This is a genomic window from Ralstonia sp. GX3-BWBA (assembly GCF_003290055.1).
Lineage (GTDB): Bacteria > Pseudomonadota > Gammaproteobacteria > Burkholderiales > Burkholderiaceae > Ralstonia > Ralstonia holmesii.
This window is the reverse complement of record NZ_QMKS01000006.1, coordinates 37654-57885: the sequence shown is the minus strand read 5'-3', so window position 1 is coordinate 57885 and position 20232 is coordinate 37654. Positions and strand designations below refer to the sequence as shown.

The following is a 20232-nucleotide window of genomic DNA, read 5'->3' as shown; positions in this document are numbered from 1 at the left end:
GCTTCGCGGGCAGCATCCCTCCATTGGTGGGGTGCGGACTCCTCATATGAAAACGGCTGCATCAGGCCCCTCGTTACGCGGAACGTTACGTAACGCCGGTAGCGTTCCGAGGCCCAACACACGCGCCACACCGCCGTACAGCGCCATCTGCGGGTGTCGTGCCGTGGGCATGCTTGGTGCTTTATCCGTGCGCCCAAGCCCGCTGGCGCGCGATCGGTCGTGTCACCCACCCCTCTTCTGCGCCGGCCTCTTCGCTTGCTCCGCTTCCGAACCAGAAGCGATCGGCCGCGTGCCGCCACCCTCGGCGCGCCGGCCATCCCCCACACACAACAAAAGCATTCAAGAGGAGACACCCCATGCAAATGGGTAACCCACGCGTGCGGCGCAGCCGCATGCTGATGTCGGCGCTGCTGTGCGCGGCGCTTTCGCTGTCGGGCTGCGGCGGCGGTGACGGCTCGACCGTCGCCAACAGCATCCCCGCAAATTCAAACACCATGCAGCCAGCACAGCCGGTGCAGCCGGCCGCAGTCAACTGGACCACGCTCGGTACGCGTGCCACACCGGCGCAACCGGGAACGTCCATCAAGAGCAACGCGGGCGCGAAGTGGGTCGACTACAACCCGCCCATGCTCTACGCGGGCGTCGCGCGGCAGGCCACGCAGTACATCACCATGCCCGACGGTACCAAGCTTGCTGCCTATGTGACACTGCCGGCCGACGCATCAGGCAAAGCCGCGACGGGCGCCTTTCCGACGGTGCTCGTGCAAACCTCGTACAACGGCGGCAACGCGCAATACGAAGCCTCGATTGGCTCAGCGCTGGGCGCGGCCGATCCGTACATCGTCCAGCACGGCTATGCGACCGTGGTGGTGGACGTGCGCGGCACCGGCCAGTCGCAGGGTGCGTGGGATGCCTTTGGCGCCGATGAGCAAAGCGACTACGGCCACGTGGTCGACTGGGTGACGCAGCAATCGTGGAGCAACGGTGCCATCGGCCTTTACGGCGTGTCGTACCTCGGCATCACAACGGTGATCACGGCGGCGCAGAACCATCCGGCGGTCAAGGCGGCCTTCCCCATCGTGCCGATTGGCGATGGCTACCGCGACATCGTCTTCACGGGTGGGCAGACGAATCTCACGTTCATACCGGCGTGGTTCGGTCTGGTGTCAGTGCTGAGCCTGACCGATCCGACGCTGGTGACAGACCCGACCATCGGTTTGCCGGCCGTGCTGCAGCACCTGGTGTCTGCAGTCACGACGTTCCAGCTGCCAACCATGGTCCAGGCGCTGCTCGGCACAACCGCCACCGCCTATGACGGCGCGTTCTGGGCAACGCGCTCGCCGCTGGAAAACGACGGGAAGATCAAAGTGCCGACCTTCGTGGTGGGCGGCCTGCACGATCTTTTCCAGCGCAGTGAACCTCTCACGTACGAGAGCATCAAGACGCAGGCACCGGCCAAGCTGCTGATCGGCCCGTGGACGCATCTGCAGGCCGCTTTGGGCAGCGGGTTGCCGGTCGATGGCGTGCCGCCGCTGAACCACATTCAGTTGCAATGGTTTGATCAGTACGTCAAAGGCATGAACGTGGGCGCCGATGCGCTTCCCAACGTCACGCAATATGTGACCGGCCTCGGCCACTACGCCACTGCTACAGACTGGCCGCATCCGCAGGTGCAGGCTCAGCAGCTCTTCCTGCGTGGTGACAAGAGCCTGTCGGCCACCGCGCCGGCCGCCAACGAGGGGCCCAACATGGTCGCGCAGCAGCCGCTGAACGGTGCGTGCTCGATCAGCCTGTCGCAATGGACGGCCGGCTTGACGGGTTTCCTCCCGCTGCCGTGCCAGACCGACGACACCATCGCTGAAGCCGCCGATGTGAAGTTCGAGACGCCACCCATGCCGGCGGATGTCTACCTCAACGGGCCGATTGAGGCGGATGTTTGGATCTCGACCACCGCGCTGGACGCCGGCGTCTCGGTACGCATTGACGACGTGGACGCGGCGGGGAACGTCACGCCACTCACTGACGGCCTCCAGACAGCCTCGCTGCGCGCGGTGGACGCGAGCCGTTCGCGCACGATGAATGGCCTGATGATCCAGCCCTGGCATCCGTTCACCCCAAGCTCCGCGCAGGCACTCATGCCCGGTCAGGCTGTGATGGTGCCGGTCGAGGTGTTCCCGACGAGTGCGCTCATCGCCAAGGGGCACAAACTGCGGGGGGCCGTGGGCGCAAGCAACTTGCCGCAAGGCGTGCCGCCGCTGCCCTCGCTGCTCAACTCGCTCATCGGTGTGCTGACGGTCTATAGCGATGCAGCCCATCCATCCAAGGTGGTGCTGCCTGTGGTGCCGGCCACGGCGCTGTAGCAAGCGCGCAGTCCTCGGTGATGTAACGGCCCGCTTCGCGGGCCGTTTTCTTTAAATACCAGGCACCACCAAAATATGTAATCCGCCAAATACATCCGTAAAACTACGCACCGTGAATAGTGTAGTGAAAATATCGATATCTGAATATAAATAACGCAAATAGAGTAGGAAAACGTTGGCACCATTCAGCCCGCATAATCCGTCTCACGATTCGAAACGATGGCACCCCAGGCCTTGCCAGATAAGGTTTCACCGGCAAAACAAAGGCCCCCGATTTGCATTAAGTGAAAACGCTCAGAAAGAATGTTATTCAGGATTTTCTTTTCAATGCCGATAACCCCGTGGAGACCGGGATATCGGACGAAAACAACCGGTCATACTGTGACATAACCTGCCTCTCTCAAGTACGCAGCCCTTGCACCTAACTAACGTGGTCGTCGACCGTCTTTCCCTAGCCGCTCCGGTGCGCGACCGCATCTCAATTCAGTCAGCAAACCGGAGGACACAGTGAACCTTTTTCAGATGACCATCAAAGCCAAGCTCAGGGCGGGCTTTGGCGTGTTGGCCGCCATTGTTGTCGTGGTGTCAGGCATGTCGTTGCGGGCGCTCTCCGAATCGACGGAAGGGTTCTCGAACTACGTGCACGGCATCAGCGCCCGCGCAGACGTTGCAAACGACGTGCGCACGGCGGTGGATCGGCGCGCCATTGCGGCACGCAACCTGGTCCTCGTGGTCACGCAAAAAGACCTGGATCTGGAGAAGGCTGACGTCTTTCGGGCGCACGACGATGTGAAGAGCAAGCTCAAGCAGCTCAACGACATGATTGCGGGCGCAAAGGACGCCAACGACCGCGCCCGTACGCTGGTGGAAGACATCAACCGTGTGGAAGCCCAGTACGGCCCCGTGGCAACCGACATCGTCGGGCTGGCGCTTGCCGGCAAACACGACGAAGCCATCCAGAAGATGGACAACGAGTGCCGCCCGCTGCTGGCCGCCCTCATCAAGGCCACCGACGCGTATGCCACGTACACGCACGAGCGCCAGGAACAGCTCGTGCAAGCGTATGAGGCGCAGTACGTCATGCAGCGCAATCTGCTGGCCGGCCTGTCGATCGGCGCGGTGCTGCTGGCCGTGATCGCGGGCATCATCATCACGCGCTCGATCACGCAGCCGATCCGCACCGCTGTGGATGTCGCCCGGACGGTGGCACGCGGTGATCTGAGCAGTCGCATCCAGGTGCAAGGCAAGGACGAGACGAGCCACCTGCTCTCTGCCCTGCGTGACATGAACGGCCGCCTGACGGAGATCGTCGACAAGGTACGCGACAGCAGCACAAGCGTCGCCGGCGCAGCCAAACAGATTGCGGCGGGCAATGCCGACCTGAGCCAGCGCACGGAAGCACAGGCTTCGTCGCTGCAAGAAACAGCCGCCAGCATGGAAGAGCTGACTTCCACTGTGAAGCAGAACGCCGACAACGCCCAGCACGCCACCGCGCTGGCCTCTACCGCGTCGGAAGTGGCGCTCAAGGGCAGCACGGTCGTCGGCCAGGTCGTGTCGACCATGCAGGACATCAGCGACCGATCAAGCAAGATCGCCGACATCACCGGCATCATCGAAGGCATCGCGTTCCAGACCAACATCCTCGCGCTGAATGCCGCCGTGGAAGCCGCACGCGCAGGCGAGCAGGGGCGCGGTTTTGCAGTGGTCGCCAGCGAGGTGCGCAGCCTGGCGCAGCGTTCGTCAACGGCGGCAAAGGAGATCAAAGAATTGATCGCCTCGTCGGCAGAGCGCATTCACGACGGCTCCACGCTGGCGGGCGAAGCCGGCGAGACCATGACGGAGGTCACGCAAGCCGTGGCCCGGGTCACGCACATCATGGAAGAAATTGCCGCCGCATCCGTCGAGCAGAAGCGCGGCATCGAACAGGTCAACCAGGCGATCTCGCAAATGGATGAAGTCACGCAGCGCAATGCGGCGCTGGTGGAAGAAGCCGCAGCCGCATCGCAATCGCTGCAGGACCAGGGGCAAGAGCTGAACGCTGCGATGTCCTTCTTCCGCGTCGATCCGCACACCGCACGCGCCTGATCGGAGCACGGTCACCGTCGTAGTTGTCTTCTCCAAGCTGTCATTGCGCCCGCCGCCGCAAGGCCGCGGGCGTTTTCTCTTTTCTGTCCTGTGTCTTTCGTTAGGCCGTCGTTCGTGACTTCCGCTGCATTGGCGGGCTCGCACGCGCGACGCAAAGTGGACTGGCCCCGTGTGCAACAAGCAACGGGGCAAGCCGGGGCCGTGCACGGCCCAGCCTGCCGACGAAGGCCACCATGCGACACAACAGCCCACACCTGCAACGCGGCTCGCTTTCCATCATCCTGCCGAGCACGCCAGCTAACGACGGGAGGCCAGCATGATCCCGCTCGGCTTCGCGCATTGGCTGCGCCCGCGTGCGGCACCGCAGCCACAACCAATCCCGCCCCTCGTTGAACAACTGCGTGAAGAATGCGAAGCGATGGCCCGCTACGCCCTGCACCACGGCTTGCCGGTCGCGCCGGAACTCATCGCCCAGCTTGGCCCGCTCATCGACAGGCAAATGCCATCGCAGGCCACACCGCACCACGCGCTGGCCGCCATCCACCGCAAACTTGCGGCCGCCATCGCGCCGGCTACCCCGCAAGCCGTCACGCTGCTCGACGCACAGCATCGCAGCGATCATCCATTCCCATGGCTCGGTCCTGTGCCGTTGATACGGCTGCTGACCAGCGCTGCGATCGTCTTCCTGATCGCCGTGATTGCCACCGGCATGTCGCCCGACGTGTCGAGCGCAAACATCGACCGGGGTTTCCTGGATTCGGACGGCGCGCCTCTGTTATGGAACACGCTTTTCCTGCTGTTCTGCGCGGGGCTGGGCGCGTCGTTTGCCACACTGTTTCAGGCACATCGCTATGTGGCTGCAGCCACCTACGACCCGAAGTACGACGCCTCCTACTGCGCACGGTTGATCCTCGGTGTGATTGCCGGGTTGATCCTGGTCGAGATGCTGCCGGCGCATCTGTTCGACGGGGGCAGCATGCACAACTTCGGCAAACCGACGCTGGCGATGCTGGGCGGCTTCTCTGCCACCGCTGTGCACCGGCTGCTGCAGCGGCTGGTGGACGCGCTCGAAACGCTCGTACGCGGTGACCGCTCGGCCGATGCCGACGCTGCCATGCAGACCTACCGTGCGCGCGCCGCCAGCGAGCGCACGCAGTGGCAAAGCGAACTCGCAGCCAACCTGATCGATCTGCAACAGTCGTTCGACAGCAACGCCTCACCCGAGGCGATGCGCCAACGCCTGGCCGACTTCACGCGCGCCATGCTCGCCGCCAGCGACCCGCCGGCTTCTGCGCCCCTCTCTGCCTCCAACCGGCCATCCAAGGAGTGACCTCATGCTGTTCCTCTACAACATCCCCGCATGGGCGATGGGCGCAATCATCGTCTTCGCCACGCTATTCGTAGCATTGGGCGGCTACGCGCTGTTTCGCCGCGTTTTTCCAGTCACGCTCGACGCCGAGCAGCGCAACATGACCATCGCCATGATGACGGCCGTCACGACCATCAACTCGCTGCTGGTCGCCTTCTCGGCCATCTCGGTATGGGGTGCGTATCAAGCCGCCGCCGACATCGTCGCCGCCGAAGCTGCGTGCGCCACGGAACTCGCGCGCGATCTCTCGGCGTTCTCGCACCCGAGCGCCACAACCGCGCGAAGCGAGCTGATCACCTATCTGGAGCACGTTGTCCGTGACGAATGGCCGAGCATGCAGCAGCAAGCGCGTCCTGACGCCGACACGGAGGCTGCGTTCAACAGCATGTTCGCCACGGCCAACCGCATCACGCCCCGCGACGACCGCGAACGCGTGCTGCTGATCGAAGTGCTCGCCCGCGTCAACGAGATGGTGAAGTACCGGGAGAAACGCCTGCAGAACCTGGAAGCCGCCATGCCCAGCACGCTCTGGGGCGTGATGCTGATCGCCAGCGGCCTTTCGTTGTTGCTGCTCTATGCGCTGCCGGCCACGCGCTTTCACATGGCGCTGGTGGCCGTGTGGGCGACCACGCTGGGCCTGGCGTTCTTTTTTGTGCTGGCCGTGGACCGGCCCTTTGCAGGCGAAGTCAGCGTCAGTGCGGCACCGCTGGAGCGGGCCATCGAGACGTTATCGAACGACAAGCCGCAGGCGCATCCCTTGCCCGACTGAGCGCGCCGCCTCGCCGCGCTACCCCACTCGTGTTGTGGGCTGGCGGGAGAGGTCAGCCCCAGGGCCGGAGCCCCCACGCTTCGGTCCTGCCCTTTGCCGGCTCGTCGGGAGCCGGCTTTTTTACTGCGGATCGCGAATATAGCCGACGAGTTTGTCGATCACCGGCCGGTTCGGCTTGGTCACGAGGCTCACGACAATCGCGGCGACAAAACCGGCCGGTACGCCGAACGCACCGGAGGCGATTGGGTCGACGCCAAACCACGGCTGGCCAAGCACGCCCGTCATGCGGGTGAAGAACGGGTAGTTGGCGATGATGTAGTACACGCTCACGGCCAGCCCCGTCAGCATGCCCGCGATGGCACCGGCACGATTGGTGCGCTTCCAGAACACGGCCAGCACCAATACCGGAAAGAAGCACGATGCCGCCAACGAGAAAGCCGCCCCAACCAGGAAGAGGATGTTGCCCGGCTTCAATGACGTCACATAAGCCGCCAGCAGCGCCACGCCCAGCAGCACCACCTTGGCGCTCGTCACGCGCCGCTGGTGGCTGGCCGTGTTGTCGATCATGTGGAAGTACACATCGTGCGACAGCGCGTTGGCGATGGTCAGCAGCAGGCCATCGGCAGTCGACAGCGCCGCCGCCAACGCGCCCGCCGCAATCAACCCGGACAACACGTACGGCAGCCCCGCAATCTCGGGCGCGGCCAGCACAACCATGTCCGGCTGCATCATCACCTCCGCCCACTGCACGATGCCGTCGCCGTTGATGTCATGCAGTGCAAACACGGGCGGGTCGACCTTGCGCCACGGCACGATCCACTGTGGCAGGTCGGCAAACGGCGCCCCTACCAGGTGCTGCAGCAGATCAAGCTTGACGAGCGCCGCCAGCGCCGGCGCTGACACATACAGCAGCGCCACGAAAACCAGCGTCCAACTCACGGAATTGCGCGTCTCGCGCACCGACGGCGTGGTGTGAAAGCGCGTGAGGATGTGCGGCAGGCTGGCCGTGCCGACCATCAGGCAAAACACCAGGAGCACAAAGTTCAGCCGCTCGGTGCCGCGCTCGTTTTGCGACGCCGACGGAAATGGCTCAATGGATGGCGGCGCCATGCGGCTGCGTGCCAGCGCGTCTTCGCGCTGCTGATTCCAGAGGATCGACGCGGTGGCCGCATCTGGAGGAAACTCTTCGCGCTGGCGCTCCAGTGCCTTGATCTCGCGCAGCGGCGCATTGCGTTCTCGTGCAAGCCTGAGCTGCGTGTTCAGTGTTTCCCGCGCATGCTCGAACGACTGCGGCAGTTGCGAGATGCGCTCCTGCAGGGCCTGCGCCTCGCTCAGGAACTGGTCGCGCACGTGCTGCTCTGCAGGGTCGTGCGCGATGCGCTGTTCCTCTTTCTCGATCTGCAGCAGCAGGCGGCCCGTCGAAAGCTGCGGCACCGGGTCGTGATACCGATGCCAACCGATGATCGACACCACGCCCAGGAACGACACGATCATGATGATGTACTGCGCCACCTGGGTCCAGGTCACGGCACGCATCCCGCCCAGGAACGAACACACCAGAATGCCCGCCAGCCCGAAGAACACACCCACCGAAAACTCGACGCCGATAAAGCGCGTAACCACCAGCCCCACACCCTGGATCTGCGCGACGAGGTAGACGAACGAGCACAGCGTCGCGCCCAGCACCGCGATGCCGCGCACGACAGAACTGCCGCCGCGCTCGCCATTGCCGTAGCGATTGGCCAGGAAATCCGGCACCGTGTAGCCACCGAACTTGCGCAGGTACGGCGCCAGGAGGAAAGCGACGAGGCAGTAGCCGCCCGTCCAGCCCATCACGTAAGCGAGGCCCTCGTAGCCCGAGGCGAACACGATGCCCGCCAGGCCGATGAACGAGGCGGCGCTCATCCAGTCAGCCGCCGTGGCCATGCCGTTGAAGAACGCCGGCACGCGGCGCCCTGCCACGTAATACTCGGTCAGATCCGCCGTGCGGCAGATCAGCCCGATGCACGCATAGATGGCAATCGTGACGAACAGGAACACATAGCCCAGCCACACGCCCGCGCCGCGCACGCGCTCGATCGCGCCCATCATCACGATGAAGAGCAGCAGCCCTACGGTATAGAGCCCGTAATACAGAAACAGCCGCTTGCGAAAGCGGCTGTCTTGTTGGGTGTCGGCGGCCAAGATTGGCGACCAGCGCTGGCGGTTAGCGTGTTTCCTTCAGTTGATCGAGGATGGCTGGGTTCTCAAGCGTGGACGTGTCCTGCGTGATGTCCTCACCCTTGGCCAGCGAGCGCAACAAGCGGCGCATGATCTTGCCCGAACGCGTCTTGGGCAGGTTGTCGCCAAAGCGGATGTCCTTTGGCTTGGCGATCGGCCCGATCTCCTTGCCAACCCAGTTGCGCAGCTCGTTGGCGATCTGCTTGGCTTCCTCGCCATCGGGACGCGAGCGCTTGAGCACCACGAAGGCGCAGATGGCTTCGCCCGTCATGTCGTCTGGACGGCCCACCACGGCGGCTTCGGCCACGATCGGGTTCGCCACCAGCGCCGACTCGATCTCCATCGTGCCCATGCGGTGGCCCGAGACGTTCAGCACGTCATCGATGCGGCCCATGATGGTGAAGTAGCCGGTGTCCTTGTCGCGGATGGAGCCATCGCCCGCCAGATACAGCTTGCCCCCCAGCTCTTCCGGGAAGTAGCTCTTCTTGAAGCGCTCCGGGTCGCCCCAGATGTTGCGGATCATCGACGGCCACGGACGCTTGACGACGAGGATGCCGCCCTGCCCGTTCGGCACGTCGTGCCCGGTTTCATCGACAATGGCAGCCATGATGCCCGGCAGCGGCAGCGTGCACGAGCCCGGCACCAGCGGCGTGGCCCCCGGCAGCGGCGTCATCATGTGGCCGCCGGTCTCGGTCTGCCAGAACGTATCGACGATCGGGCAACGGCCGCCGCCAATGTTCGTGTGGTACCACATCCAGGCTTCCGGGTTGATCGGCTCGCCCACGGTACCGAGCAGGCGCAGGCTGGAGAGATCGTACTGCTTTGGGTGGACCTTTTCGTCAGCTTCGGCGGCCTTGATCAGCGAGCGGATCGCCGTCGGCGCGGTGTAGAACGTGTTGACCTTGTGACGCTGGATCATGTCCCAGAAGCGGCCGGCGTTCGGATACGTGGGCACACCTTCAAACACGACTTGCGTGGCGCCGGCCGCGAGCGGGCCGTACGCAATGTAGCTGTGGCCCGTCACCCAGCCGATGTCGGCCGTGCACCAGAAGATGTCGTCGGGCTTGAGGTCGAACGTCCACTGCATGGTGAGCAACGTCCACAGCAGGTAGCCGCCCGTGCTGTGCTGCACGCCCTTCGGCTTGCCGGTCGAACCCGAGGTGTAGAGGATGAACAGCGGATGTTCCGCGCCAACCGGCGTCACTTCGCAGGTGTCGGGCTGGCCCGCTTCGACCTCGTCCATCGCGCGGTCGCGACCTTCCACCCAGTTCACGTTGCCGTTGGTGCGGCGGTAGACGATGACATGCTTGACGGCGTCGGTGCCTTCCATGGCCAGCGCTTCATCGGCGATGGCCTTGAGCGGCAGCGCCTTGCCGCCGCGCATCTGCTCGTCGGCCGTGATGAGCGCCACGGCGCCCACGTCGACGATGCGTTCCTGCAGCGACTTGGCCGAGAACCCGCCAAACACGACGGAGTGGGTGGCACCAATGCGCGCGCAAGCCTGCATGGCGACGATGCCCTCGATCGACATCGGCATGTAGATCACGACGCGGTCGCCCTTCTTGATGCCCAGGGCCTTCAGGCCATTGGCGAAGCGGCAGACGCGTGCGTGAAGTTCGCGGTAAGTGACGCGCGATACCTTGCCGTCGTCGGTCTCGAAAATGATGGCGACCTTGTCGGCGTTGCCGTTCTCAAGGTTGCGTTCGAGGCAGTTGTACGAGGCGTTGAGTTCGCCGTCTTCAAACCACTTGTAGAACGGTGCGTTGGACTCATCCAGCACCTTGCTGAAAGGCTTGTGCCACAGCAGATGCTCGTGTGCGAGGCGCGCCCAGAAGCCTTCGTAATCGTGCTCGGCTTCGGCACACAGCGCACGGTACGCATCCATGCCGGCGATGTTTGCCTGTTTGACAAAGGATTCGGGCGGGTCGAACACGCGCGTTTCCTGCAGGACAGATTCAATGCCAGCCATGGTGTCTCCTGATAGCGATGTCTGTAGTCGTTTTGCGGCGAATCTAAGGGGCTGACCTGACTCCAGCCTTACGCATTTCTGCGCGGCAAACCGACGTGAAGGGCATTACTATAATGCGTCACTTCATGTTACGGCACGCATCGCAACGCAACATAGCCGGCCAGAGAGCCGCGTCCCGTGCCGGTTTCCACTGATTCCTCATCGTGCCCATCCACGCCCTTTTTCTGATTGCTGCCATGGCATTGGTCGGCAGCAACGTCGGTTTCGGCAAATCGATCGTCGCCGTCATGCCGGTGATGTTGTTTGCATTGCTGCGCTTTTTGATTGCCATCGTCTGCATGGCGCCGTGGTACAAGCCATCGCGCATGCGCCGTGTGACGCGCGGCGAGTGGACCAACCTGTTCCTCCAGGCATTCTTTGGTACGTTCGGCTTCACGCTGCTGATGCTCAACGGCGTGCGGCTGACCTCGGCGCTGGCCGCGGGCATCATCACGAGCACGATCCCGGCCACCGTGGCGCTGCTGTCGTGGCTCGTGCTGCGCGAGAAGCCGTCGGGGCGCACGCTGGTGTCGGTGGCGCTGGCGGTGGCGGGCGTCGCCATTCTCAACGCCTATCGCGGGGGCGAATCTTCGGGCGCGGCGACTGCCGATGCCGCGCAAGCGCTGCTGGGCAATGCGCTGGTGATGGGCGCGGTGTTATGCGAGTCGATCTACGTCATTCTGTCGCGGCGACTGACACAAACGTTGCCCGCCATCGAGATCTGCGCGTACACGCACCTGATCGGCGGCCTGCTGATGCTGCCCCTGGGGTTGGTGCCCCTGCTCACCTTCGATCTGTCAGGCGTGCCGTTGCCCATCTGGGGCCTTGTGCTCTGGTATGCGCTGTCGGCCAGCATCTTCTCGTTCTGGCTGTGGATGAAGGGCATCCGGCATGTGCCAGCACACCTTGCGGGCGTATTCACCTCGGTGCTGCCGATTGCGGCAGCCACCTACGGGATCGTCGCCCTGGGCGAGACGCCGGGCTGGCCGCACGGCATTGCGCTGGCTTGCGTGGTGGCGGGCATCCTCGTTGCAAGCTGGCCGGCACGGCCACGCTATCCAGCGCGCCGCGCGCGTGTGGCAGACCCGCTGGACCCGCTCGATCCGTCACTGGACCGCGAATAGCGCGGTGGGCGGCAGCCGTCTTCCAGTCAGCGGTTCGGCAAACTTGGGACGCTACAATCACGCGTTTTTCACCCGGCCCCGTTTCCCATGAAGTCGCCCATCGCTCCGCTGCGCCCGATTCCGCGCCTGATCTTCTTTTCCCGCTGGCTGCAACTGCCGCTTTACCTGGGGCTGATCATCGCCCAGGCAGCGTATGTGTATCTGTTCATTGTCGAGGTCTGGCATCTGGTTGCGCACCTGGGCGACTTGGACGAAACCAAGATCATGCTGGCCGTGCTGGGCCTGATCGACGTGGTGATGATCTCCAACCTGCTGATCATGGTGATCATCGGCGGATACGACATCTTCGTGTCCAAGCTCGGCATCGAGGGCCATGAAGATGAGCCCGAATGGCTGGATCACGTCAACGCGGGCGTGCTGAAGGTGAAGCTGTCGATGGCGTTGATCAGCATCTCGTCGATCCACCTGCTCAAGACGTTCATCGACGCGGCCCAGAAAGACACGCACACGATCCTGTGGCAGGTGGTCATCCACGTGGCGTTCCTGGTTTCCGCGCTGGTGATGGCGTGGGTAGACCGCATCGTTTCGCATGCGCATCCGCACGGCGGGGCTGCCGACGCACATTGACGCCGTGCCCCTGTCGGCGTGGCGAGCCCGACGAAACCGGTCGGACAATCCGTGGCCGACATTGGGTGTATGATCGCAGGCTATTCTGAACCGGCAGCGCCCGCTGCCGGTGCGTAGTGCAGATCACTGCCCTGCCGCATCCCGGTTTCTCATTCCTACACGTTGGTCCCCACCATGACCGTCATTCGTCAAGAAGACCTCATCCAGAGCGTCGCCGACGCCCTGCAGTACATCAGCTACTACCACCCGATGGACTACATCACTGCTCTGGGCCGCGCCTATGAGCAGGAGCAGAGCCCGGCCGCCAAGGATGCCATCGCGCAGATCCTGACCAACAGCCGCATGTGCGCTGAAGGCAAGCGTCCGATCTGCCAGGACACCGGCATCGTCACGGTGTTCCTGAAGGTTGGCATGAACGTGCGCTGGGACGGCGCCACGATGAGCCTCGAAGACATGGTCAACGAAGGCGTGCGCCGCGCGTACAACGACGTCGACAACAAGCTGCGCGCAAGCGTGCTGGCCGACCCGGCCGGCAAGCGCACCAACACGAAGGACAACACCCCGGCCGTGATCAACATGTCGATCGTGCCGGGCGACACGGTGGATGTGATCGTCGCAGCCAAGGGCGGCGGCTCCGAAGCCAAGTCGAAGTTCGTGATGCTGAATCCTTCGGACTCGATCGTCGACTGGGTGCTCAAGACCGTGCCGACCATGGGCGCCGGCTGGTGCCCGCCGGGCATGCTGGGCATCGGCATTGGCGGCACGGCTGAAAAGGCCATGCTGCTGGCCAAGGAAGCCCTGATGGAGCCGATCGACATTCAAGACCTGATCGCCCGCGGCCCGAGCAACCGCGCTGAAGAACTGCGCATCGAGCTGTACGAAAAGGTCAACGCGCTGGGCATTGGCGCGCAAGGCCTGGGCGGCCTGGCCACCGTGCTCGACGTGAAGATCCTGGACTACCCGACCCACGCGGCCAACCTGCCGGTCGCCATGATCCCGAATTGCGCCGCCACACGTCACGCGCACTTCACGCTGGACGGCAGCGGCGTTGCCAAGCTGGAAGCGCCGGACCTGTCGCAATGGCCGAAGGTCGAATGGGCGCCGAACACCGAAACGTCCAAGCGCGTGGATCTGAACACCCTCACGCCGGAAGAAGTTGCCTCGTGGAAGCCGGGCCAGACGCTACTGCTCAACGGCAAGATGCTGACCGGCCGCGATGCCGCCCACAAGCGCATCGCCGACATGCTGGCCAAGGGCGAAAAGCTGCCCATCGACTTCACCAACCGTGTGATCTACTACGTCGGCCCGGTCGACCCGGTGCGCGATGAAGTCGTTGGCCCGGCAGGCCCGACCACGGCTACACGCATGGACAAGTTCACCGAGACGATGCTCGCCCAGACGGGCCTGATTGCCATGGTGGGCAAGGCCGAGCGCGGCCCCGTCGCCATCGAGTCCATCAAGAAGCACAAGTCGGCTTACCTGATGGCCGTGGGCGGCGCGGCGTACCTGGTGTCGAAGGCCATCCGCGGCTCCAAGGTGCTGGCGTTTGAAGACCTGGGCATGGAAGCCATCTACGAATTCGACGTGAAGGACATGCCCGTCACCGTCGCCGTCGATAGCTCGGGCACGTCGGTTCACAAGACCGGCCCGGCGGAATGGCAAGCGAAGATCGGCAAGATTCCCGTCGCAGCAGGCTGATCCGTTCACGCGATATGACGACACGCGCGCAGGCACCGGTCGGAGTTTTTGACTCCGGCCTCGGAGGGCTCTCCGTCCTGCGCGCGATTCGCGCCGAATTGCCGGCCGAATCGCTTCTCTACCTGGCGGATTCCCGCCATGCCCCGTACGGGGAAAAATCTCCTGAATACATTGCCGAGCGCACGCTGCGTGTGTGCGAATGGCTGGTCGACCAAGGCTGCAAGGCGCTGGTGATCGCGTGCAACACAGCCACGGCGCAGGCTGTGCACGTGCTGCGCGAAAAGCTCGCGGTACCGGTGATTGGCGTCGAGCCCGGCTTGAAGCCAGCGGTTGCCACGTCGAAGAGCCGTGTGGTTGGCGTGCTCGCGACCGAAAGCACGCTGCACAGCGAGAAATTTGCACGCCTGCTGGCGGCTGCCTCTGGCGATTGCAAAGTGCTGAGCCAACCCGGCTACGGCCTCGTCCCCCTGATCGAGCGCGGCGATACCCATTCGCCTGCGGTGCTGGAGCTGCTGCAGGCGTATCTGCAGCCGATGCTCGATGCGGGCGCTGACACGCTGGTGCTCGGCTGCACGCACTACCCGTTTCTGGAAGACGCCATCCGCGAGATTGCGGGCGACCGGCTGACATTGATCGACACCGGTCACGCAGTCGCGCGCCATCTGGGCCGCACGCTGGCGGCAGCGGGATTGCAGGCATCGGGCCAAGCCGCATCGCCACGCTTCATGAGCACCGGCGACGTGCTTCCGCTGCAAGCCATGGTGGCGGCATTGCTGGGTGAGGCGCCGATGGCACAGCGCGTCGACATTGGTGACGCGCCCCTGAGCCCGGCCGTAACCTCGCTCGCTTACCAGCCCGAATAACGCCGTCTAAATATGACAACGCCGCCCTGAAAGGCGGCGCGCTGTCATCTTGGCTCAACGTCAACCGACGTTCGGCTGCGGCTGCATTGCAGGTTCAGCGGCTTCCGCCACCGCATCCTCTTCTGCCGGCTCATACTTCGCCACCACGGCCGTGGCCAGGCTGTTGCCAATCACGTTGGTGGCCGTGCGGCCCATGTCGAAAAATTGGTCGATGCCGATAATCAGCAGCAGACCCGCTTCCGGCAGGTGGAACATCGGCAGCGTGGCCGCCACCACCACCAGCGAGGCACGCGCCACGCCGGCCATCCCCTTGCTCGTGAGCATCAGCACCAGCAGCAGCGTGACCTGCTGGGTGAAGCTCATCTCGATGTTGTAGGCCTGCGCGATGAACAGCACCGCGAACGCCTGGTACATCATCGAGCCATCCAGGTTGAACGAATACCCCAGCGGCAGCACGAAGCTCGAAATGCGCTTGGGCACACCAAAGCGGTCCAGCGCCTCGATCGTCTTCGGATAAGCGGATTCGCTGCTCGCCGTGGCAAACGCCAGCAGCGTCGGCTCACGAATCAGCCCCAGCAGGCGGCCCAGCGACCGGCCCAGCAGCAGGTAGCCAACGAAGAACAGGATCGACCACAACAGCGCCAGACCCAGGTAGAACTCGCCGATCAGCTTGCCGTAGGTCCACAGCACGCCCACGCCTTCCACCGTGATGGCAGCGGCCATGGCGGCAAATACGCCCAGCGGCGCAAAGCGCATCACGTAGTCGGTAATGCGGAACATCAGCTTGGTCAACTCTTCCAGGCCACGGCCGATCACGCTGTCCATCGGGTTCTTCATCGTCGACAGCGCCGCGCCGAAGAACAGCGAGAACACCAGGATCTGCAGGATCTCGTTGGTGGCCATGGCCTCCACGATGCTGCGCGGGAACACGTGCGTAATGAAGGCCTTGAGCGTGAAATCACCCGTCTTCAGGCCCGACGTGGCCGACACATCCGGCAGCGCGAGGTTCATGTGCACGCCCGGCTGGAAGAAGTTGACCAGCAGCATGCCCAGCGCCAGCGACGTGGCCGACGCACATACAAACCAGATCATCGCGCGCAGTCCCACGCGGCCGACCGAGCGGCCGCCGCTCATGCTCGCCAGGCCCGTCACCAGCGTCGAGAACACCAACGGCGCGATGATCATCTTGATCATGCGCAGGAAGATGTCGGTGATGATGCTGAAGTACGAAGCGATGTCCTTGGCCGCCGCAGCGTCCTTGGCATATTCGTGGCAACCCCAGCCGACGGCAATGCCCAGCAGCATTGCCAGCCCGATATGGGAGGTCAGACGTTTGGTGTTCAAGACTTTCTCCAAGGAATACCGTGGCCGGAGGGACGGCGCGCGGCAGACGCGGATCTCATGGGGCCAAGGGCCGGCCCAAGTTCGTCACGCTTTGTAAAAAGCGACGATATTAGAGAAGCGCATGACGATCGTTATGTCGATGTTGCATGGCACCATGCAATTTATGCATACATTGATATGACGCCGTCGACACCCTGCTGCGATGCCGCACAGGCAGTGGAATCAGCCGGTCAGAAGCGGATTATTGAGCCGCACGCAATGCCGTCGCGGCGTACTGACAAGCGACTTTTTGAGCATATGAAATGCGACGCCTGCGCCACGTAAGCCGCTGATACCATCATGGGCTTACGTCACCCACCGGAGTCCCGCGATGAAGATGGCGCCCTTCGCCTTTGGCACGACCGACTGGTCCGCTGTTGAACCTACCGAACACACCGGCGAGACCGGCATGGCGATCTGGCGCACCCGCTACTTTGGCGACGAGCCGGACCGCATCCGCGTACGCATGGTCGAGTACACGCCCGGCTACCTGGCTGACCATTGGTGCAAGAAGGGCCACATCCTGTTCTGCCTGGATGGCGAACTGGAAACCACACTGGAAGATGGCCGCAAGTTCATCCTCACGCCCGGCATGAGCTATCAGGTGGGCGACGATGCGGAAGCCCATCAGTCGTACACCAGGAACGGCGCCCGGCTGTTCATCGTCGACTAATGGCGACACGCAGTGTCCGCGTCGCACGCGGCCCCGGTTGACCGGGGTCAAGCGATTTCAAGATCAAGGTCTTTAAGACTCACAGACCACAATATGTAGTGCTAGTCTGACTCCATACCACTAGATGGAGTACCTCATGACGAGCACACAGGTCACCAGGCAAGTCACCAAGCGCGACGGTTCATTGGCACCGTTTGATGCGCAAAAGATCTGCCAGGCCATCGCGGCTGCCGGCCAAGCCACCGGCGAATTCGACGCCGTCGAGGCGCAACGCCTGACCGCGGGCGTGCTCGGACATCTCTCCCCGCTCCCCTGCCCCGGTATCGAAATCATCCAGAACTGGGTGGAAGAGGTGCTGGTAGACGCCGGCTATTGGCGCACCGCGCGTGCCTACATCGTCTACCGCGAGCAACACGCCCGGCTGCGTTCGCTCAAGCACACGCTGGTCGATGTCGAGAGCACGATGGACGAATACCTCGAGCAGCGCGATTGGCGTGTCAATGCCAATGCCAATCAGGGCTACAGCCTTGGAGGTCTGATCCTGAACGTGGCAGGCAAGGTCACCGCCAACTACTGGCTTTCGCATGTCTACAGCCCCGAAGCGGGCACAGCGCACCGCGAGGGCGACATCCACATCCACGATCTCGACATGCTGTCGGGCTACTGCGCAGGCTGGTCGTTGCGGCAGTTGCTGACAGAGGGATTCAACGGCGTGCCGGGCAAGGTGGAAGCGACGCCACCGCGGCATATGTCGGCAGCCATCGGACAGATCGTCAATTTTCTCGGCACGCTGCAAAACGAGTGGGCCGGCGCGCAGGCGTTCAGTTCATTCGATACGTACATGGCGCCGTTCATCCGCCGCGATGCGATGTCGTATGCGGCGGTGAAGCAGTCCATGCAAGAGCTGATCTACAACCTGAATGTGCCCAGCCGCTGGGGCACGCAAACGCCGTTCACCAACCTCACGTTCGACTGGACTTGCCCTGCCGACCTGCGCGAACAGGTTCCCTACATTGGCGGCGAAGAGATGCCCTTCACCTACGGCGATCTCCAGCCCGAGATGGACATGATCAACCGCGCGTACATCGAGGTCATGATGGCCGGCGATGCAAAGGACCGCGCGTTCACGTTTCCGATTCCGACCTACAACATCACGCCGGACTTCGATTGGGAGCACCCCAACACCACGTTGCTGTTCGAGATGACGGCACGCTACGGGCTGCCCTACTTCCAGAACTTCCTCAACTCCGATCTGGAGCCGCACATGGTGCGCTCGATGTGCTGCCGCCTGCAGCTCGACCTGCGCGAGCTGCTCAAGCGCGGCAACGGGCTGTTTGGCTCTGCCGAGCAGACTGGTTCCATTGGCGTGGTGACGGTGAACTGCGCGCGATTGGGTTATCTCTACGCGGGCGATGAGGCTGGGCTGCTGGCGCGGCTCGATACGCTGCTTGCGCTTGGCCGCGACGTGCTGGAAGTCAAACGCAAGTTCGTCCAGCGGCTGATCGACCAGGGGCTGTATCCGTACACGCGGCGCTACCTGGGCACGCTGCGCAACCACTTCAGCACGCTCGGCGTGAATGGCATCAACGAGATGGTGCGCAACTTCACGCGCGACGCCGACGACCTCACCACGCCATTCGGCCATGCCATGGCGGTGCGCCTGCTCGACCACGTGCGTCAGCGCATGACGGAGTTCCAGGAGGCGACGGGGCACCTGTACAACCTCGAAGCCACGCCCGCAGAGGGCACGACCTACCGCTTCGCCCGCGAAGACCGCAAGCGCTGGCCAGACATCCTACAGGCTGGTACGACAGAACAGCCGTACTACACCAACTCCAGCCAGTTGCCCGTCGGCTACACCGATGATCCGTTCGAAGCACTGGCGCGCCAGGAAGCGCTGCAGAGCAAATACACGGGCGGCACGGTGCTGCACCTGTACATGAATGAAGCCATTTCCTCGCCGCAGGCGTGCAAGGAACTCGTGCGGCGCGCGCTGGCGAACTTCCGCCTGCCGTACATCACCATCACCCCGACGTTTTCGATCTGCCCGAAGCACGGCTACCTGTCCGGCCATCACGCGTTCTGTCCGAAATGCGACGCAGAACTGCTGGCCCAGCAGCCTAACGGCAAGTGCGGTTGCACAACGGCGGGCACACCTGGTTCTTCCACCCACCTCCATCACGAAGGAGCCTCCGTATGAGCACCATTGCACACACCGCCAACCTCACCGTTGCACTCGACGACAGCCAGCGCACGCGCTGCGAAGTCTGGACCCGCGTGATGGGCTATCACCGGCCCGTCAGCTCGTTCAACATCGGCAAGCAAGGGGAATTCCGTGAACGCCGCTTCTTTGTTGAAGACCGCGCCCGCTGAGCCACCGCACTGCCCGCCGCCGGCCATCGGCGGCCTGGCACCGTTCTCCAGCGTCGACTGGCCCGGGCAGCTTGCGGCAGTGGTGTTCGTGGCGGGCTGCCCGTGGCGCTGTCATTACTGTCACAACCCGCACCTGCAAACGCGGGCCCGCACGCTGGACTGGGACGACGTCTTTGCGTTTCTTCAGCGTCGCACGGGCCTGCTCGACGCGGTTGTCTTCTCCGGCGGTGAACCGCTGAGCGAACCGCAATTACCGCAACTGATGCGCGACGTGCGCGCCCTAGGCTACAAGATTGGCCTGCACACCGGCGGCATTTATCCGGCGCGCCTGGCCGACGTACTGCCGCTGGTGGACTGGGTGGGGCTCGACATCAAGACCAGCGCACCGCGCTACGATGCACTCACGGGCCGCCGCGGCAGCGCCGCGCCGGTCGATGCGTCCCTGGACCTTCTGCTGCAGAACGGCGGCGCATTCGAGTGCCGCACCACGTGGCACCCCGACTGGTTGCCCGAACCGCAGCTTCTTGCGCTGGCGCAAAACCTTAGCCAGCGCGGCGTGAAACACTACGCACTACAAGCCTACCGAAGTGCCCCCGGAACCCCGGCCATCACGCTGCCCAGCGAGGGCGCCCAGCGCGCATTGGCCGCCTGTTTTTCTTCTTTCTGTTGCCGGTGACACT

Annotated in this window: 15 protein-coding genes; 12 read left to right on the top strand and 3 right to left on the bottom strand. The window is 63.6% G+C overall.

Annotated elements, in window-relative coordinates:
- Positions 1 to 356: 356 nt before the first annotated feature.
- From DOD19_RS05300 to DOD19_RS05285, 4 genes are all read left to right on the top strand, one after another.
- Positions 357 to 2360, top strand: coding sequence for a CocE/NonD family hydrolase (locus DOD19_RS05300; RefSeq protein ID WP_112184433.1), 2004 nt, complete (start codon positions 357 to 359; stop codon positions 2358 to 2360).
- 522 nt (positions 2361 to 2882) lie between these two features.
- Complete coding sequence (locus tag DOD19_RS05295; protein WP_112184431.1) at positions 2883 to 4445, top strand: methyl-accepting chemotaxis protein; 1563 nt, start codon at positions 2883 to 2885, stop codon at positions 4443 to 4445.
- A 316-nt stretch (positions 4446 to 4761) separates the two neighbouring features.
- On the top strand, positions 4762 to 5775 hold the full coding sequence (locus DOD19_RS05290; RefSeq protein WP_112184429.1) for a hypothetical protein: 1014 nt from the start codon (positions 4762 to 4764) through the stop codon (positions 5773 to 5775).
- A 4-nt stretch (positions 5776 to 5779) separates the two neighbouring features.
- A complete protein-coding gene (locus DOD19_RS05285; RefSeq protein WP_112184427.1) occupies positions 5780 to 6583 on the top strand; it encodes a DUF4239 domain-containing protein in 804 nt (267 codons plus the stop codon).
- Between the two features lie 120 nt (positions 6584 to 6703).
- Here DOD19_RS05285 and DOD19_RS05280 read toward each other — a convergent pair whose 3' ends face one another.
- Positions 6704 to 8767 carry a sodium:solute symporter family protein gene (locus DOD19_RS05280; protein WP_112184425.1) on the bottom strand — a complete coding sequence of 688 codons (2064 nt, stop codon included), beginning with the start codon at positions 8765 to 8767 and terminating at the stop codon, positions 6704 to 6706.
- Between the two features lie 22 nt (positions 8768 to 8789).
- On the bottom strand, positions 8790 to 10772 hold the full coding sequence (acs, locus tag DOD19_RS05275) for an acetate--CoA ligase (RefSeq protein WP_024975387.1): 1983 nt from the start codon (positions 10770 to 10772) through the stop codon (positions 8790 to 8792).
- Between the two features lie 203 nt (positions 10773 to 10975).
- Between acs and DOD19_RS05270 the strand changes: the two genes are divergently transcribed.
- From DOD19_RS05270 to murI, 4 genes are all read left to right on the top strand, one after another.
- Positions 10976 to 11935: a DMT family transporter gene (locus DOD19_RS05270; protein ID WP_112184423.1), complete on the top strand. Its 960-nt coding sequence runs from the start codon at positions 10976 to 10978 to the stop codon at positions 11933 to 11935.
- Positions 11936 to 12022: 87 nt separating this feature from the next.
- On the top strand, positions 12023 to 12562 hold the full coding sequence (locus tag DOD19_RS05265) for a TIGR00645 family protein (protein ID WP_024975385.1): 540 nt from the start codon (positions 12023 to 12025) through the stop codon (positions 12560 to 12562).
- Between the two features lie 174 nt (positions 12563 to 12736).
- Positions 12737 to 14260: a fumarate hydratase gene (locus DOD19_RS05260; RefSeq protein ID WP_004634356.1), complete on the top strand. Its 1524-nt coding sequence runs from the start codon at positions 12737 to 12739 to the stop codon at positions 14258 to 14260.
- 14 nt (positions 14261 to 14274) lie between these two features.
- Positions 14275 to 15123, top strand: coding sequence for a glutamate racemase (gene murI / locus DOD19_RS05255; RefSeq protein ID WP_024975384.1), 849 nt, complete (start codon positions 14275 to 14277; stop codon positions 15121 to 15123).
- A 60-nt stretch (positions 15124 to 15183) separates the two neighbouring features.
- Here murI and DOD19_RS05250 read toward each other — a convergent pair whose 3' ends face one another.
- A complete protein-coding gene (locus DOD19_RS05250; RefSeq protein WP_024975383.1) occupies positions 15184 to 16467 on the bottom strand; it encodes a dicarboxylate/amino acid:cation symporter in 1284 nt (427 codons plus the stop codon).
- 370 nt (positions 16468 to 16837) lie between these two features.
- Between DOD19_RS05250 and DOD19_RS05245 the strand changes: the two genes are divergently transcribed.
- The 4 genes from DOD19_RS05245 (at position 16838) to DOD19_RS05230 (ending at position 20228) form a co-directional block, all read left to right on the top strand.
- Entirely contained in the window at positions 16838 to 17179 is a 342-nt protein-coding gene (locus DOD19_RS05245) for a DHCW motif cupin fold protein (RefSeq protein ID WP_024975382.1), read from the top strand.
- A 136-nt stretch (positions 17180 to 17315) separates the two neighbouring features.
- On the top strand, positions 17316 to 19379 hold the full coding sequence (locus DOD19_RS05240; RefSeq protein ID WP_112184421.1) for a ribonucleoside triphosphate reductase: 2064 nt from the start codon (positions 17316 to 17318) through the stop codon (positions 19377 to 19379).
- On the top strand, positions 19376 to 19552 hold the full coding sequence (gene nrdD, locus DOD19_RS05235; protein ID WP_024975380.1) for an anaerobic ribonucleoside-triphosphate reductase: 177 nt from the start codon (positions 19376 to 19378) through the stop codon (positions 19550 to 19552). Before DOD19_RS05240 ends, nrdD begins: the two co-directional genes overlap by 4 nt.
- Positions 19515 to 20228 carry an anaerobic ribonucleoside-triphosphate reductase activating protein gene (locus DOD19_RS05230; protein ID WP_024975379.1) on the top strand — a complete coding sequence of 238 codons (714 nt, stop codon included), beginning with the start codon at positions 19515 to 19517 and terminating at the stop codon, positions 20226 to 20228. Before nrdD ends, DOD19_RS05230 begins: the two co-directional genes overlap by 38 nt.
- The last annotated feature ends 4 nt before the right edge of the window (positions 20229 to 20232 follow it).